The organism is Streptomyces sp. NPDC048560, from assembly GCF_040650955.1.
Lineage (GTDB): Bacteria > Actinomycetota > Actinomycetes > Streptomycetales > Streptomycetaceae > Streptomyces.
In genome coordinates, this window is record NZ_JBEZIJ010000005.1 from 353,807 (window position 1) to 369,900 (window position 16,094).

11 protein-coding genes and 2 tRNA genes are annotated in these 16,094 nt (G+C 71.4%); 2 read left to right on the plus strand and 11 right to left on the minus strand.

Going from position 1 to position 16,094, the window contains the following annotated elements; translation table 11 throughout:
* Nucleotides 1-39 precede the first annotated feature (39 nt).
* The 5 genes from AB0C82_RS16630 to leuS all read right to left on the minus strand — a co-directional run bounded on the left by AB0C82_RS16630 (nucleotide 40) and on the right by leuS (nucleotide 8,673).
* A complete protein-coding gene (locus AB0C82_RS16630) occupies nucleotides 40-2,697 on the minus strand; it encodes a ComEC/Rec2 family competence protein (RefSeq protein ID WP_362841786.1) in 2,658 nt (885 codons plus the stop codon).
* Nucleotides 2,694-3,782, minus strand: a complete 1,089-nt coding sequence (locus tag AB0C82_RS16635; RefSeq protein ID WP_362841788.1) for a ComEA family DNA-binding protein — start codon at nucleotides 3,780-3,782, stop codon at nucleotides 2,694-2,696. The genes AB0C82_RS16630 and AB0C82_RS16635 overlap by 4 nt, the downstream gene beginning before the upstream one ends.
* A 207-nt stretch (nucleotides 3,783-3,989) precedes the next feature.
* Nucleotides 3,990-4,835 (minus strand): DegV family protein, encoded by an 846-nt coding sequence (locus AB0C82_RS16640; protein ID WP_362841791.1) that lies wholly within the window; start codon nucleotides 4,833-4,835, stop codon nucleotides 3,990-3,992.
* Between the two features lie 114 nt (nucleotides 4,836-4,949).
* Nucleotides 4,950-5,684, minus strand: coding sequence for a hypothetical protein (locus AB0C82_RS16645; protein ID WP_362841793.1), 735 nt, complete (start codon nucleotides 5,682-5,684; stop codon nucleotides 4,950-4,952).
* Nucleotides 5,685-5,808: 124 nt separating this feature from the next.
* Entirely contained in the window at nucleotides 5,809-8,673 is a 2,865-nt protein-coding gene (gene leuS, locus AB0C82_RS16650) for a leucine--tRNA ligase (protein ID WP_362841795.1), read from the minus strand.
* Between the two features lie 428 nt (nucleotides 8,674-9,101).
* On the opposite strand from leuS, the gene AB0C82_RS16655 reads away from it, so the two are divergent.
* Both AB0C82_RS16655 and AB0C82_RS16660 read left to right on the plus strand, forming a co-directional pair.
* A complete protein-coding gene (locus AB0C82_RS16655) occupies nucleotides 9,102-10,493 on the plus strand; it encodes a hypothetical protein (protein ID WP_362841797.1) in 1,392 nt (463 codons plus the stop codon).
* Nucleotides 10,490-12,064, plus strand: coding sequence for an NADH-ubiquinone oxidoreductase-F iron-sulfur binding region domain-containing protein (locus tag AB0C82_RS16660; protein WP_362841799.1), 1,575 nt, complete (start codon nucleotides 10,490-10,492; stop codon nucleotides 12,062-12,064). The genes AB0C82_RS16655 and AB0C82_RS16660 overlap by 4 nt, the downstream gene beginning before the upstream one ends.
* Before the next feature lie 54 nt (nucleotides 12,065-12,118).
* On the opposite strand, the gene AB0C82_RS16665 is transcribed toward AB0C82_RS16660, so the two are convergent.
* The 6 genes from AB0C82_RS16665 to AB0C82_RS16690 all read right to left on the minus strand — a co-directional run bounded on the left by AB0C82_RS16665 (nucleotide 12,119) and on the right by AB0C82_RS16690 (nucleotide 16,086).
* Nucleotides 12,119-12,191 (minus strand) — tRNA-Ala (locus AB0C82_RS16665).
* Nucleotides 12,192-12,298: 107 nt separating this feature from the next.
* Entirely contained in the window at nucleotides 12,299-12,532 is a 234-nt protein-coding gene (locus tag AB0C82_RS16670) for a hypothetical protein (RefSeq protein WP_362841802.1), read from the minus strand.
* A gap of 404 nt (nucleotides 12,533-12,936) precedes the next feature.
* A tRNA-Ala gene (locus tag AB0C82_RS16675) sits at nucleotides 12,937-13,009 on the minus strand.
* Between the two features lie 115 nt (nucleotides 13,010-13,124).
* Nucleotides 13,125-13,778, minus strand: coding sequence for a histidine phosphatase family protein (locus tag AB0C82_RS16680; protein WP_362842096.1), 654 nt, complete (start codon nucleotides 13,776-13,778; stop codon nucleotides 13,125-13,127).
* The gene (gene rsfS, locus AB0C82_RS16685; protein ID WP_362841804.1) at nucleotides 13,775-14,206 is read right to left on the minus strand and encodes a ribosome silencing factor; all 432 of its coding nucleotides are present in this window, start codon (nucleotides 14,204-14,206) and stop codon (nucleotides 13,775-13,777) included. Before rsfS ends, AB0C82_RS16680 begins: the two co-directional genes overlap by 4 nt.
* A 101-nt stretch (nucleotides 14,207-14,307) precedes the next feature.
* Nucleotides 14,308-16,086 carry an LCP family protein gene (locus AB0C82_RS16690; RefSeq protein WP_362841806.1) on the minus strand — a complete coding sequence of 593 codons (1,779 nt, stop codon included), beginning with the start codon at nucleotides 16,084-16,086 and terminating at the stop codon, nucleotides 14,308-14,310.
* Nucleotides 16,087-16,094 lie beyond the last annotated feature (8 nt).

Below are 16,094 nucleotides of genomic sequence, written 5' to 3' on the forward strand. Positions count from 1 at the left end.
CTCGACCAGGCATTCCGCCCGCCCCGGCGTGCCGCGCGCTCATGAACTACCCACCGCGGTCAGTGCCGCGCCCGCCCCGGTGATGGCGATGGCACCGTCCCTGTCGGTACGCAGCACCTTCGCTCCCCCTCCGGTGAGCGCCCCGACCGTACGGGCCGACGGGTGCCCGTACGGGTTGTCCTCACCGCAGGAGATGAGGGCGAACCTGGGCCGCGCGCCACGCAGCAACGCCGGGTCCTGGTAGGCGGATCCGTGGTGCGCCACCTTCAGGACGTCCACCCGGGGCAGCGCCGGGTGGCTCCGCAACAGCCCCCGCTGGGACGGGGGTTCGAGATCGCCGAGGAGCAGGAGCGTCAGTTTCCCCGAACGGACGAGGAGGGTGACGCTGGAGTCGTTGGGCTCCTCCGTCACGAAGCCGGGCCCGGCGCCCGGCCCTCCGTCCCCCGGCCAGAGGATCCGCCAGTCGAGCGGGCCGATCCTGCGGCGTTCCCCCGGGACCGCCCGCACCACCGCGACCCCGGCCTCCGACGCCGTCCTCCGTACGAACTCCGCCTGCTCCGGCGGCTCGTCGAGGCTCGTCGTCTGGATCGCCCCCACGGCCCGCCCGCGCAGCACCCCGGGAAGGCCCCTGACGTGGTCGGCGTGAAAATGGGTGAGGAGCAGCAGTGGCACCCGGGTGACTCCCAGGTCGCGCAGGCACCGGTCGACGAGCCGGGGCTCGGGACCCGTGTCGACGACCACGCCCGTACCGTCGCCCGCCGCGAGGACCATGGCATCGCCCTGCCCCACGTCACAGAGCGCGAAGGCCCAGTGGGGCGGTGGCCATCCCGTCATGATCCGGGTGAGCGGCACCGGCCGGAGCACCGCGAGGAGCAGGAGCAGCGCGGCGGCCGAACACACCCAGGGGTGCCGGGCCAGCCGTCGGGCCATGAGCACGAGCACCAGGGTGAGGGCGGCGAGCAGGGCCGCACCTCGCCAGCCGCCGGGCCAGTCGGCCTCCGCCCCGGGAAGCGCCGCCCCGGTACGCGCCACGTAGGCGATCCACTCGACCGGATATCCCGCGAGCCGCGCCAGCAGACCGGCCACGGGCAGGGCGAGCGGGGCGACGGCGAGCGCCGCGAACCCGAGCACCGTGGCGGGCGCCACGGCGAACTCCGCGAGCAGGTTGCAGGGAACCGCCACGAGACTCACCCGCGAGGCCAGGACGACCACCACGGGCGCGCACACCGCCTGCGCGGCGGCTGCCGCGGCGATGACTTCGGCGAACCGGGGCGGAACCCCGCGGCTGCGCAGCGCGGCACTCCACCGGGGCGCGAGGGTGAGCAGTGCCCCGGTGGCCAGGACGGAGAGCAGGAATCCGTAACTGCGGGCCAGCCACGGGTCGTAGAGCACCAGCAGCAGTACGGCGGCGGCCAGGGCGGGAATCAGGGATCGGCGACGGCCCGTCCCGATGGCGAGCAGGGTGATCAGCCCGCAGGCCGCAGCCCGCAGAACACTCGGCTCGGGTCGGCAGACCACGATGAACGCGAGCGTGAGCCCGCCGCCGATGAGCGCGGTCATCCGCAGAGAGATACCCAACCGGGGCGCCAGACCCCGGCGTTCGGTGCGCAGGGCAGTGCCGGGTGGCCCGATGAGCAGAAAGAGCAGGATCGACAGGTTCGCGCCGGATACGGACAACAGATGGGTGAGGTCGGTGGCCTTGAAGGCGTCCTGGAGTTCTGGGGTGACCCGTGAGGTGTCGCCGACGACGAGTCCCGGCAGCAACGCCCGAGCGTCCGCGTCCAGCCCGTCGCTCGCTTCGCGCAGACCTGAGCGCAGGTCGCCCGCCGTGCGCTGGAGGAGGGTCGGCCGGCCGGTGATCCGGGGCGAATCGTCGGCGTCGGTGCGCAGGACGGCCGCGATGCGTTCCCCGTCCCGCTGCGGAGGTGCGAGGCCGCCGGTCACGCGGATGCGGGTGGAGGGCAGGAGTCGTTGCCAGCTCGCCACCTCGTCTCCCGGCGAGATCATGACGAGCACCGGCGTACGGATACGGGTCACGGCCCCGTCCGTGGTCGTCAGTCGATCCACCTCCGCGTCCAGCAGCAGCGTGACCGGCGTGCTGCGGTCACCCCACACGCGCGGCCGGGTCTGCCGCGGGTCGGAGGTGACCGTGGCCTCCACCGTGACCCAGCGCTGGGCGGCCGCGAGAGCGGGAAGCGGGCCCTGCCTGACGTCCGCGCCGTACAGTCCGGCGGCCGACGCCCCGGCCGCCGCGGACAGCAGCACCGCGGCGACCGCCGTGGCCCGCGCCCGGCGGCCTCGGGGGACGGACGCCTCCGCCGACCCGGCCTGCACATCCTGCGCCTGCACCGCCGACCCCGCTTGCACCGCCTGAACCGCCCGCACTGCCGACCCCGCCTGCACCGCCGACCCCGCCTGCGCCGCCGACCCTGCCTGCGCCGCCGACCCTGCCTGCGCCGCCGACCCCGCCTGCGCCGCCCGCACGCGCGTCGCCCGGATCAGGAAGCCCGCAGCCGCGCAGACACACGCCACCACCCCTGCGGCCACCCACAGCCCCGGTGCCCCGAGCGCGACAGCCGCGGCGGCCCAGACGGCCAGTGCGGGCGGTACCAAACGCAGATCCGCAGGCCCCTCCTGTCGTGGGTCGGACGCGCCGAGCCTCCCGCCCGATGCCGTGTGGACGTCGGGGGTGCTCATGGCCGGACCAGCGGCTGGAGGTCCTCGAACCGGCGGTCGCCGATCCCGTCGACTTCGCGGAGCTCGTCGACGGACCGGTATCCACCGTGCTCGGTGCGGTAGTCGACGATGTGCTGGGCGAGTACCGGCCCCACACCGGGCAGGGTTTCGAGCTGTTCGACGGTCGCCGTGCTGAGGCTGACGGGTGCAGCGGGCCCTGTTGCCCCCACGGCCCCCACGCCCGCTCCGCCGCCTACCGCGCCCCCGGTGGACCAGGAACCGGCGGGGGCACCCACCACCACCTGTTCTCCGTCCGTCAGGACCCTCGCCCTGTTCAGGCCGGTGACGTCCGTACCGTCCCGTACCCCTCCCGCGGCCCTCAGCGCGTCCGCCACCCTCGACCCGGGCGGCAGGTTCTGGATACCCGGCCGGCGCACCTTGCCGCTCACATCCACGACGATCTGTCCGCTCACCCCGGCGGTGGGCGAGGGCTCCACCGACGGCCGCACCACGGGCACGGCGGCGGTGGCACGGTCCTTCACCGGTTCGGGAGCGCTGACGCTCTGTGGCCGGCCCGACCAGAAGTGCATCCCCGCAAGGATCGCCGCCGCGACCATCACCGCGCCGAGCGCCGCCAGCGTCCTCGGCTCCAGGCCGCAACGTAACTGCAGCCACAGCGGCAGCCGCTCACGGATGGCGGGAACTGCCCGGTCCCGCCACCCCTGCGGCCGGACAGCATCGGTCTCCACCTCGCCCGCCGTCGGGTCCGAGCGGGCCGGATCAGCATCGTCCACCGCCGACATCAGGTCGTCCGCCCTGCGGCGGGAGGCTGCCGCGACAGCCGCCGCTCGCGCCCGCGCCGAGCGCCGCCGCCCAAGGCGAGCACCGTGGCGCGCACCGGGCCCCACGCCCGCCCCGGCGGCACCGCGTCCGGGCCCGCGACCCGCTCCACCCGCCGGCCGGCGCCCCGCACGCGAACCGGGGCGCACGTCCGAAGGCGCGGCAGCGGACCGGGAGATGTCCGGAGACGAGTCCGGTGATGGTGGCGGAGACGGGGAGGGGGAGGGGGAGACGGATCGGGCTGCGCGGAGTGATCGGAGGGCCATGCCTCATGACGTTAGGCATATCTGCCCGAACCTGCTGAGCACCCTCAATTCCGGTGGAAAACAATACAGTTGTGGATAACTTCCTCACCCGCCGGAGTGAGTGCGGCACCGCGGGACCGGCACCACTGACCGGCATCAAGAGATCACCCCCGCGAACTCAGCGCCCCTGGAGCGAAGCCCCAAGTTCGCAGCCGCGAGATCGAACCGTCAACGCGGTGAGATCACCGCTCCGAGCAGACCCGGCCCGGTGTGCGCCCCGATCACCGCACCCACCTCGCTGACATGCAGGTCCACCAGGCCCGGCACCCGCTCACGCAGCCGCTCGGCCAGTCGTTCCGCCCGGTCCGGGGCCGTCAGATGGTGCACGGCGATGTCCACGGCTCCGGCGCCGGCGCGCTCCACGACGAGGTCCTCCAGCCGGGCGATCGCCTTCGAGGCCGTCCGTACCTTCTCCAGCAGCTCGATCCGGCCGCCATCCAGCTGAAGCAGCGGCTTCACGGCGAGCGCGGATCCCAGCAGCGCCTGCGCGGCTCCGATGCGGCCGCCCCGGCGCAGATAGTCCAGCGTGTCGACATAGAAATAGGCGGATGTGGCCGCCGCCCGCTTCTCCGCCGCCACGACCGCCTCGTCGAGGCTCCCGCCCGCCTCGGCGGTCTCCGCCGCCGACAACGCACAGAACCCCAGGGCCATGGCGACCATGCCGGTGTCCACCACGCGTACGGGCACGGGCGCGTCCTTGGACGCGAGCAGGGCGGAGTCGTACGTCCCCGAGATCTCGGCCGACAGGTGCAGGGACACGATGGCCGTCGCCCCGGCATCGGCCGCCGCACGGTAAGCGGCGGCGAACACTTCGGGACTGGGCCGGGACGTCGTCACGGAGCGGCGCTTCTGCAGCGCGGCGGCCAGTGAGCGGGCCGAGATCTCCGTGCCCTCCTCCAGAGCCTGATCACCGAGGACGACGGTCAGCGGCACCGCGGTGATGCCGTGCCGTTCCATCGTTTCGGGCGGCAGGTAGGCCGTTGAATCGGTGACGATCGCGACATGGCGGGACATGAGCCGGAGATTACCTCTCGAAGCGGGGGTGCAGCAGACCGGCCCCACGTCTTGGCACCGTCCGGAAGCCGCCCACGGCGCGGCCGGGCGTGCCCGGCCTGCGCGATGAGTCGATCAGTTGGTCGTTTCCGGCCGTGCCGACTTCTGCCACGGGTAGCCGGTGGTGAGCCTCGGGTCGGCGGCCGTGATCGCCTGCGGTGCGCCGGCCCCGTCCGTGCCGGTCGCTCCAGGCGCTCCGGCGGTTCCCGCCGCCCCGGGATGAGTCCCCTTGGCGCTCCGCTCACCCGTCGACGACGCGGGCTCCTCCACCGTCCAGTGCCGCAGCGCGCCCGCCTCGACATCGATCTGCGCGTTCAGCGCGTCCAGGTCGTCGTCCGCGAACTGCCGTGCCCGGTCGCGAGCCGCCCACCGCAGCGACTCCGCCGAGTGTGTGATCCGCTCGGTGCGTTCCTTCAGGCCCGGCAACAGCGAAGCCACCGTCGCCCGGTCCGGTTCGCGCTCCAGCCGCTTCATCTCGTCGTCGAGCTCACGGCCGTGCACACTCAGCCGCTCGAACAGCCCCAGCGACTCCGAGAGGGACGCGTCCTCCGCGACCCCGGCGTGCAGCGCGTCCTGCGTGGCCCGCATCGACGTACGCAGGGCGAGCCGCAGTTGCGCCAGCTCCCCCGGTACGCCCGTCTGACCGAAGCTCTTCGCCCGCAGCGTCGTCTCCTCCACGGTGCGGCGCGCCTGCGTGATCGTGCGGTCCACACCCCGTCGCGCGGCGCCGACCGCCTTGACGCCCGCGTACACGCCCAACGCCACGAACGCGACGAAGAGCAGCGCCAGAATCGTGATCACGACTTCCATGAGCGCCCCTCGATGTCCGATTCGGATACCGGTGTGCCGGTCTCCGCTTCTACCGTAAACGGAACAGGCAGGCCAGGGGTTCCAATGGGACCCCCAACCTGCCCGTAAGGGAAAGCCCTGACCGTCAGGCAGGGACGATGTTGACCAGCTTCGGTGCGCGCACGATCACCTTGCGGATACCGGCCCCGCCCAGCGCCGCGACGACGCCTTCGTCGGCCAGCGCCAGCGCTTCCAGCTCCTCGTCCGTGATCGACGGCGAGATCTCCAGGCGCGCCTTGACCTTGCCCTTGATCTGCACGACGCAGGTCACGGTCTCGTCCACGACGTACGCCGGGTCGGCGACCGGGAAGTCCTGGTGGACGACCGAGTCGGTGTGGCCCAGCTTGCGCCACAGCTCCTCGGCGATGTGCGGCGCCAGCGGCGCGACCAGCAGCACCAGCCGCTCGGCGACCGGGCGGGACAGCGGGCCACCCGCCTTGGTCAGGTGGTTGTTCAGCTCGGTGACCTTGGCGATCGCCGTGTTGAAGCGCATCCCGGCCATGTCCTGGCCGACGCCGTCGATCGCCTTGTGCAGGGCACGCAGGGTGTCCTCGTCGGGCTCGGTGTCGACGACGGTGGCCTCTCCGGTCGTCTCGTCGACGATGTTGCGCCACAGCCGCTGCAGCAGCCGGTACTGACCGACGACAGCGCGCGTGTCCCACGGCCGCGAGACGTCCAGGGGGCCCATCGCCATCTCGTACAGCCGCAGCGTGTCGGCTCCGTACTCGGCGGACATCTGGTCCGGCGTGACGGCGTTCTTCAGGGACTTGCCCATCTTGCCGTACTCGCGCCTGACCGCCTCCCCGTTGTGGAAGAACGAGCCGTCGCGCTCCTCGACCTCGGCCGCGGGCACGTACACGCCACGCGAGTCCGTGTACGCGAAGGCCTGGATCATGCCCTGGTTGTACAGCTTGTGGAACGGCTCGGCCGAGGAGACGTGGCCCAGGTCGAACAGCACCTTGGACCAGAAGCGCGCGTACAGCAGGTGCAGCACGGCGTGCTCGGCACCACCGACGTACAGGTCGACACCACCGTGCGGCTGCCCCTCGCGGGGGCCCATCCAGTACTGCTCGATGGCCGGGTCGACCAGCTTCTCGCTGTTGTGCGGGTCCAGGTAGCGCAGCTCGTACCAGCAGGAACCGGCCCAGTTGGGCATGGTGTTGGTCTCGCGCCGGTACTTCTTGACGCCGTCGCCCAGGTCCAGCTCGACATTGACCCAGTCCTGGTTGCGGGACAGGGGCGTCTCGGGCGAGGTGTTCGCGTCGTTCGCGTCGAAGGTGCGCGGCGAGTAGTCGTCGACCTCCGGCAGCTCCAGCGGCAGCATCGACGCGGGCAGCGAGTGTGCGACCCCGTCCTCGTCGTAGACGATCGGGAAGGGCTCGCCCCAGTACCGCTGCCGGCTGAACAGCCAGTCACGCAGCCGGAAGTTGACCGTGCCCTCGCCGATGCCCCGCCCGGCCAGCCATTCGGTGATCTTGGCCTTGGCCTCGACCACGCCCAGGCCGTCCAGCGAGATCTCGTCGCCCGAGGAGTTCACGATCTTCGCGTCGTACGAGGCGAAGGCGTCGTCCCACGTCGCGGCGTCGGTGCCACGGTCGTCCGAGGGCTCGACGACGCAGCGCATCGGCAGCTCGAAGGCACGCGCGAAGGCGAAGTCGCGGACGTCGTGCGCCGGAACGGCCATGATCGCGCCGGTGCCGTAGCCCATCAGCACGTAGTCGGCGATGAAGACGGGAACCTTGTCGCCACTGACGGGGTTGATGGCGTACGCGCCCGTGAAGACGCCGGTCTTGTCCTTGGCCTCGGCCTGGCGCTCCACGTCCGACTTGGACGCGGCCTGCTTGCGGTACGCCGCTACGGCGTCACCCGGCGTGGCGTGGCCGCCGGTCCACACGGCGTGCGTGCCTTCGGGCCACGCGGCCGGGACGATCTTCTCGACCAGGTCGTGCTCCGGCGCCAGCACCATGTACGTCGCGCCGAACAGGGTGTCCTGCCGCGTGGTGAAGACGGTGATCTGCTCGTCGCCCACGGGGAAGGCGATGCGCGCGCCCTCGCTGCGTCCGATCCAGTTCCGCTGCTGCAGCTTGATGGCGTCCGGCCAGTCCAGCGCGTCCAGGTCGTCCAGCAGCCGGTCCGCGTAGGCGGTGATGCGCATGTTCCACTGGCGCAGCTTCGCCTTGAAGACCGGGAAGTTGCCGCGCTCGGACCGGCCGTCCGATGTGACCTCTTCGTTGGCCAGGACGGTACCCAGTCCCGGGCACCAGTTGACGGGTGCGTCCGACGCGTACGCCAGGCGGTACTCGCTCAGCAGCTCCGCACGCTCGGCGGCGCTCAGGGCGCTCCAGGAGCGCCCGTCAGCGATCGCCCGCTCCCCGCTCTCGAACTGTGCCACCAGCTCGGCGACGGGCCGCGCCCGCTTCGCCTCGGTGTCGTACCAGGAGTTGAAGATCTGGACGAAGATCCACTGGGTCCACTTGTAGTACTCGGGGTCGATCGTCGCGAACGACCGGCGCCTGTCGTGGCCCAGCCCCAGCTTGCGCAGCTGGGTCTTCATGTTCTCCATGTTGGCCTCGGTGGAGATCCGAGGGTGTGTACCGGTCTGCACGGCGAACTGCTCGGCAGGCAGGCCGAAGGCGTCGAAGCCCAGGGTGTGCAGGACGTTGTGACCGGTCATGCGCTGGTGGCGGGCGTAGACGTCGGTGGCGATGTAGCCCAGCGGGTGGCCGACGTGCAGACCCGAACCCGAGGGGTACGGGAACATGTCCATGATGAACTTCTTCGGCTTGGCGACCAGTTCCGGATCGCCCGCCAGGTCCCCGGTCGGGTTCGGCGCCTCGTACGTCCCCTCGGCGTCCCAGAAGTCCTGCCAGCGTGCCTCGATGTCGGCGGCCAGCGCCGCCGTGTAGCGGTGCGGCGCAGCCGTCTCGGCTGCGGTGTTCGTCTCGCTCATGATCCTCAAAGCTCCATCGATCGTCATCTGCCGGCGCCCACGTCTACGGACACACGTCTACGGAAACGAAAAATCCCCTCGCACAGGAGGGGACGCCGCGCCGAGTCCGACCAGGCATTCTCACCGGTCGGTAGTGATCAGCGCGGCTCGCTAAGCAGAAGGCGTACGGCACGCATGGCGTCAGGGTACCGCACGCGCCCCGGCCCCGGCCGGGCGCTTCCGGCCCTCGGACGGGGGATGGACGGAAGGTCCGGGAAGCAGGGGTTACTCCGCGTACCTGCCTCTATCGGGGCAACCGCCCAATCCTAGTACCGGCCGGTATGGCTCGTCTTAACATTCGGCAACGGGACCGCATTGCCGAACCATTCGGAGTCGCCCCAATGAACCCTCATCGCAAGATCCGCTCATCCTCCACCCCGACCCCGGGGATGAGCCGCCCCCTGCAGGGCGGGCTGACCGTCGCCCTGCTGGTGCTCATTCCGCTGCTCGCCGTCGCAGGGAGCGACGACTTGCGCGCCGCGCTCGACTTCACCACCGGCGTTCTCACCCTGGTGTCGCTCACCGCGACCGTCGCCTGGGGCCTGCTCGCCACCGACCGCTTGTTCCTCTCCACTCGTCATCGGCTGCTCGCACAGGGCATCCACCGCGCCACGGCCGTGTCCTCACTCGGCTTCCTCCTGCTGCATGCCACCGTGAAGGTCGCGCTCGGCCATGTGACGCTCATCGGCGCCCTCATACCCTTCGGCATGGGCGTACGGGGCACAGCCGGCCTCATCGGCTTCGGCTCGCTCGCCGGCCTCCTGATGATCGTCGCCGCGGCGACCGGCGCTCTGCGCAGCGCCTTCGCGCACCCTTCCCCCTCCACCACCGCGCTGGGCAGCTCGCTGCGCTCCCCCCTCAGCGGCGGCCGGTTCGCGGGACGCTGGCGCGCCCTGCACGGGCTGGCGTACCCGGCCTGGTGCGCGGCGCTGATCCATGGCCTGTACGCCGGCCGGTCGGCCGCGACCTGGGTCGTCGTGATGTACAGCCTGTGCCTGGTCGCGGTGGCGGCGGCGCTGTGCCTCCGGCTGCTGCCGCCCCCGGCGAAGCGCCGGATCGCGGTACGGATCACCGCGTTGCTCAGCCCTGGCACACTCCCGTCCGAGGCGGACGGGGAACTGCGCACGGCCGCGTTGCCGGGCACCGGCAACGTTCCGCCCCCCGACGCTCCCGATCGGTTCGGGAGCGAGCGCGAGGTATGGGGCACGCCGGTCCGCCCCCGGACGTTCCCTGCCCCGTCACCGCCCCTGTACGAGGCCCCGCCGCGCAGCTCCGAACGGCTCGGCGGGAACCCCGCCATCGCGGAGACACCGCCGCAGGGACGCGGAATAGCGGCCGCCTACCGGGCCGTCTCCCTCTCCGCCGACCCGCCACCGGAAGCACCGGACAGCCGCTGGCCGACGCCCTCCCCCGCACCACCCGCACAAGCGGCCCGGCCGGCGCAGGACCCGGGCCACGCCTACGCCCCCGCGCAGGAAGGCCCGTACGACGCCTTGCAGCACACCGCACCGCCGTACGGCGCGTCCCCGCCGAGCCCCACCCCGTACGACGCGCCTGACAGCGCGTCCATGTACGGCTCCACCCCGTACAACTCCCCTGACAGCGCGTCCCCGTACGGCCCCGCCACGCCCGGCTCCGCCCCGTACAGCACGTCCCCGTACACCCCGTCCCCGTACAGCTCCACCGCCGACACGGCCCGCCTCGGCGAGCCGTTGCCCGGCCCGCTCTACCCGCCACCAGCCGGTGAACCCTGGCACGCACCCGCAGGAGAACGACCGTGAACGTCCCCCTCCCCGACGTACCCGAGGTACGTGTCGTCGGGCTGCCCCAGCTCACCAGCGGTTTCGACCTGGTGGAGCGGCTCGACCTGGCCATGCATCTGAAGGTGCACGGACCGCTCGAACCGATGACAGGCGAGCGCCTCGCGGAGCTGGCCGAGGCCATCTCCCTGTGCGGTCGCGGCGGCGCCGGCTTCCCGTTCGGGAGGAAGCTCCGCGCGGTCGCGAAGGCCTCCATCCGGCGCGGGGTCCGGCCGGTCGTCGTCATCAACGGCAGCGAGGGCGAACCCGCCTGCCGCAAGGACACCGTGCTGCTCAACCGCGCGCCGCACCTCATCCTGGACGGCGCGCTGCTGGCCGCCGAGGCCCTCGGCGCACGCACCCTGATCGTCGCGGTCACCCGTAACTCCACGGAGATATCCGTCCGGGCGGCCCTGGCCGAGCGAGGTCTGTCCGACAGGCGCGGACAGCAACTGCGGGCCCGGGTGGTGCGCACCCCGGAGCGGATGGTGTCCGGTGAGGCCTCGTCGGTCATCCGGGCGGCGAGCGGTGGCCCCGCTCTGCCTCCGGGCCGCCGGGAGCGCGCCGCGGAGTCGGGCGTCGGCGGCGCCCCGACGCTGCTGTCGAACGCGGAGACATACGCACAGCTGGCCGTCGCCGCCCGGATAGGCCCCCGCCGCTACGGGCACACCGGGCTGCCCGACGAGCCCGGCACGGTCCTGCTCACGGTCTCCGGCTCCGTCTCACGTCCCATGGTCATCGAGGTGCCGACCGGCGTGCCGCTGCGGTACGTCCTCCAGCTCGCCGGTGCGCCTCCCATGCCCCAGGGCGTGCTGACCGGCGGCTATCACGGCAACTGGATCGACGCGGAGGCCGTGCACGACGCCGTCGTGTCCGTCAGGTCCCTCGCCGCGGTGGGCGGCGCGCTCGGGGCCGGCGCCATCCTGCCGATCGCCCAGGGGACCTGTCCGCTCGGCGAGTCGCTCCGGATCGCCAACTGGCTGGCCGCCGAGACCGCGGGCCAGTGCGGGCCGTGCAAGCTCGGGCTGCCCGCCGCCGCCGGCGGCCTCTCCGACGTACTGAACGGAGGCGGCCCCGCTGCGCTCGCCGCCTTGCGCGAGGTGACCCAGGCGGTGAAGGGCCGGGGCGCGTGCAAGCACCCGGACGGCTCGGCCCGCTTCCTCTCCTCGACGCTGTCCGCGTTCACCGACGACCTCGCCGCGCACGTCCTGGACGGTGGCTGCGGCCGGGAGACCCTCGGGGTGCTGCCCCTGCCCGCGCCGGGCTACCAGGACCAGGAGGAGTCCATTCCGAGCGGCGGGAAGCTGGCGGTCGACTGGACGCTCTGTCAGGGCCACGGCCTGTGCGCCGACATCGTCCCCGAGCTGATCCGGCTGGGCCCCGACGGGTTCCCCGCGCTGGCGGACGCCTCCGTTCCGATGCACCTGCGCGGACGCGCCCAGCGGGCCGTACGGCGCTGCCCGGCCCTGGCACTCCGTATCGAGCAGGCACCGGCGGAGCGCCCGGCACTGCCCAGCGCCGACCGCAAGGCCCTCGGCAGCGGACGCGGCTGACCGGAAATGACAGAAGAGCGGGTCATCCGATCCGGATGACCCGTTCTTCCACTGTGGAGCTAAGGAGAATTGAACTCCTGACCTCCTGCATGCCATGCAGGCGCTCTACCAACTGAGCTATAGCCCCTCGCTGCTTGCCGCCCGGTTTCCCTTGGCGACATCGAGAACATTACACGGTCCCCCCGGTCCTCCACCAAATCGTTTCCCGTCTGGGGTGATTTGCCCGATTCCGGGTCACGCGGTGGCGAAGGAGTAGAACCGCTTGAGGGTGCAGTGCTCCTCCAGGAGCCGCCCGTAGATCGGCTCCCCCTCCAGCTCCCGGTACGTCTCGATGGGGTCGCCTTTTATGATCAGCGCCTGGGCGCACTCCTCGCACCAGTACTGGTAGTCCGCATTGACCGGATCCATGTCCCGGACGATGGGCGTACCACTGCCGCACCAGTCGCACTTACGCCTGTGTGCACCCATCAGTCAGCTCCAACTGTGGCCGCAGGCCGTGCACACGTAGGAAACCCCGCCGCCGTCACCCAGGACCTGGGCCACATGGGACGAACCGCAGGACGGACAGCCAAGGAGATCTCGGTCTCGGGAGGTTCGGGAGGTACGAGGGAGTCGGGGTGCGACGGCCGCAGAGGTGGTGAGCGGCGGGGCGGGAGGAGCCGTGGAGGTGAACCGGGAGCCGGTGGCGGGTGGGACGGGCAGGTCCGGGACCTGTTCGCGACTCGCAGGCATCGCGCTCCCTCCCGATCGGTCCTCGCCCCCTCCGGCGCTCCGATTCTGCCATGGCACCGCAAGAGGGTCAGCCCGCCGAGGAGGCCGGCTTGTGAGCAACGAAAAGATCCCGCCCCCAACCGGGGACGGGATCTTGATTGTGGAGCTAAGGAGAATTGAACTCCTGACCTCCTGCATGCCATGCAGGCGCTCTACCAACTGAGCTATAGCCCCGCTGTCCGCTTTGTTTCCCGCGTTTCCGCGCTGCGAACAAGAAGAACTTTAGCCTGCGACCAGCCAGAAAGTGAAATCCGGCCGACATGGCCCGGAGGTGGCCTCCGGGCAGCCGTCACACGTCGTCGCCCAGCACCGGTTCCGGGAGGGTGCCGGCGTTGTGTTCCAGCAGGCGCCAGCCGCGCGCGCCCTCGCCGAGCACGGACCAGCAGCAGTTCGAGAGTCCGCCGAGTCCTTCCCAGTGGTGCGCCTCGAGACCGAGCAGACGACCGATGGTCGTCCGGATCGTGCCTCCGTGGCTGGCCACGACGAGCGTGCCGCCGTCGGGCAGCTTGTCGGCGTGTCCGAGCACCACGGGGGCGGCCCGGTCCGCGACCTCGGTCTCCAGCTCACCGCCACCCCGGCGCACGGGTTCGCCGCGCTTCCAGGCGGCGTACTGGTCGCCGTAACGCTCGATGATCTCCTCGTGCGTGAGCCCCTGCCAGGCGCCCGCGTACGTCTCGCGCAGTGCCGCGTCGTGAGCGACGGCGAGACCGGTGACCGCGGCGAGCTCAGCCGCTGTGGCCGACGCTCTCCGCAGGTCCGAGGCGACGATGGCGTCCGGCTTCAGCGAAGCGAGCAGCCGGGCGGCCCGACGGGCCTGCCCGACGCCGGCTTCGGTGAGGTCGATGTCCGTGGAGCCCTGGAAACGGCGCTCCAGATTCCACGCCGTCTGACCGTGACGCCAGAGGACGATCCTGCGGCCCCTGCCGCTGCTGCTGCCGTTCAGTGCTGCTCACCTTCCGGGACACCGTTGAGCTGGGCGTGCTCGGCGGCCTTGCCGCGGGTCTTGAGCGCGTCCTCGGGGAGACCGATCTCGGGGCAGTCCTTCCACAGGCGCTCGAGCGCGTAGAACACACGCTCCTCGCTGTGCTGGACGTGGATGACGATGTCGACGTAGTCGAGGAGGATCCAGCGGGCGTCGCGGTCTCCCTCGCGGCGCACCGGCTTGACGCCCAGTTCCTTCTGCAGCCGCTCCTCGATCTCGTCGACGATCGACTTGACCTGGCGGTCATTGGGGGCCGAGGCCAGCAGGAAGGCGTCAGTGATCGACAGCACGTCGCTGACGTCGTAGGCGATGATGTCGTGCGCGAGCCGGTCGGCGGCCGCCTGAGCGGCGGCGTTGATGAGCTCGATGGAGCGGTCCGTGGCGGTCACATGCAGGCTTTCGTCGGCGGTCAGATCAACCTCTAGGGTCTCACGGACCGCCGACGGCCCCTACGACGATCGTTCCATCGCGTCGTTTCGCTGTTCGTTCGCTATTTGACCGTGTAGTTCTGGCCCAGTACGACGGACACGTCGGCGTTCGCCGCGGGCTCGCCCTTGCGCACCGAGCTCGTCGGCAGCCCCAGTGTCTTGGCCACCTCGGTCGCCTTCGCCTTGTCCTCGGCCGTCCGGTAGAGGACCGCCGACGAGGCCGCCGGATCGCTCTTCCCTCCGTCGACGACGGCGTAGCCACCGTTGATCAGCTGCACTCTGGCCGCCCCGGCGGCGTCCGTGTTCCCGGTGGCGTTCTTGATGCCCACCCGGACGGCCGCGTCCTTGTCCGGCGCCTTGACCGCTCCGCCGAGCACGTCCTTGACCACGCTGTTCGTGGCCTTCTCGGTGAGCGTCCCGTCGGGCTGTACCGGCAGCAGCGCGGTCTTGTAGTCGCCGACCTTGGCGTGTCCCGCGAGCTTCGCCAGGGAGGCTCCCAGGTCACCCTCGGGCAGCGACGGGTCGAGGATCTGGCCCAGGGTCTGCACCGTGACCGTCGCGGCCTTGGGGTCCTCCGACAGCTTCCGCAGAACGCTCCGCATGACCTGGCCGAACCGCAGAAGCTGCTTCGCCTCGGCCTCGTCCGGACCGCGGTAGGTGGCGTACGCGACGGCCATCTGGCCGCTCAGCGTCTGCGCCTCGCCCTTGTTCACCAGGGGCGAAGCACCCTTCTGCGTGTCGGGGACGTCGGTGTCGGTGTCGATCTCGATGTTGCCGACCAGCTCGACGAGATTCTCCAGGTACGGAGTGTCCAGCCGCCACGTGCCGCTGATGCTGGTGCCCAGCAGGGCGTCGATCGACTCGCTCGTCGCGGTGGATCCGTCCTCGTCGACGGACCTTCCGAGCGTGGTCGTCGAACCGTCGTCGGTGGCGACGGCGAGCGAGTTGGGCAGCAGGACGGTGGTGCCCTGCTTCGTGGTGACGTTGTCGACGAGCAGCGCCGTGGAGGTGCCGCCCTTCTTCGTGTTGTGGAGGTGCACCACGATGACGTCCCGCTGCTGCGCACCCGCCTCGGTGGCCTTCGGCTCGTCCGTTCCGGAGAGTCCGGGGATGCGGTCGGTCGCCCAGAGGTATCCCGTACCGCCGATCACCACGAGCACCGCGACGACGATCAGGGCCACGATCCGGTTGCGGCCGCGGCGCCGTGCCTCCTCGCGCCGTTCGCTGCGGCTCTCGGTGAACTTCAGCCAGTCGATCACGTCTTCGGAGTCCTCGTCGGGCTCCTCGATGAACGAGAACTGTTCGGTGCGGTAGTCCGGGGCGGCTCCGCGCTGTCCGGGGACGACCGGTTCCGCTTCGGATTCGAACGGCCGCTCGGGCTCCGGCGGGGCCGTCGCGGGAGCGGCGGCCTGCTGCGGCATGTTCCACTGCTGGGTGCTGTCGGCCGCGACGGGCTGCTGCCGGCCGGTGTCGTAGCCGTAGTCTCCGTACCCGCTGTCGTAGCCCTGCCCCTGGGACTGCGCGGGCTGCCCCGGCTGCGGCTGGTGGTGCTGCGGCGCGGCCTGCGGCTGCTGGGCGGCGTAGGGGTCGTACTGCTGGGGCTGCTGCGGCAGCTGGGCGTACGGGTCGTACCCGTAGCCCTGATCGCCGCCCTGCCCCGCCTGACCGCCCTGGCCGTGCTGGGGCTGGTGGGTCTGCTCCGCGTACGGGTCGTACGTCTGCCCGCCCTGCTGCTGCCCGTGCTGTCCCGGCTGCTGGTACACCGGCTGCCCGTACTCGTCGTAGCCGACGATCTGCGGCTGCTGGTAGTACGGGTCGTACGGATTCTGTCGGTCGTTCACCGGTGCCC

Excerpts from the sequence above, each read along its gene's own strand:
- AB0C82_RS16635 (WP_362841788.1), bottom strand. The coding sequence starts at position 3,782 with ATGGCCCTCCGATCACTCCGCGCAGCCCGATCCGTCTCCCCCTCCCCC.
- leuS (WP_362841795.1), bottom strand. The coding sequence starts at position 8,673 with ATGAGCGAGACGAACACCGCAGCCGAGACGGCTGCGCCGCACCGCTAC.
- AB0C82_RS16670 (WP_362841802.1), bottom strand. The coding sequence starts at position 12,532 with ATGGGTGCACACAGGCGTAAGTGCGACTGGTGCGGCAGTGGTACGCCC.
- AB0C82_RS16645 (WP_362841793.1), bottom strand. The coding sequence starts at position 5,684 with ATGGAAGTCGTGATCACGATTCTGGCGCTGCTCTTCGTCGCGTTCGTG.
- AB0C82_RS16630 (WP_362841786.1), bottom strand. The coding sequence starts at position 2,697 with ATGAGCACCCCCGACGTCCACACGGCATCGGGCGGGAGGCTCGGCGCG.
- AB0C82_RS16640 (WP_362841791.1), bottom strand. The coding sequence starts at position 4,835 with ATGTCCCGCCATGTCGCGATCGTCACCGATTCAACGGCCTACCTGCCG.
- AB0C82_RS16655 (WP_362841797.1), top strand. The coding sequence starts at position 9,102 with ATGAGCCGCCCCCTGCAGGGCGGGCTGACCGTCGCCCTGCTGGTGCTC.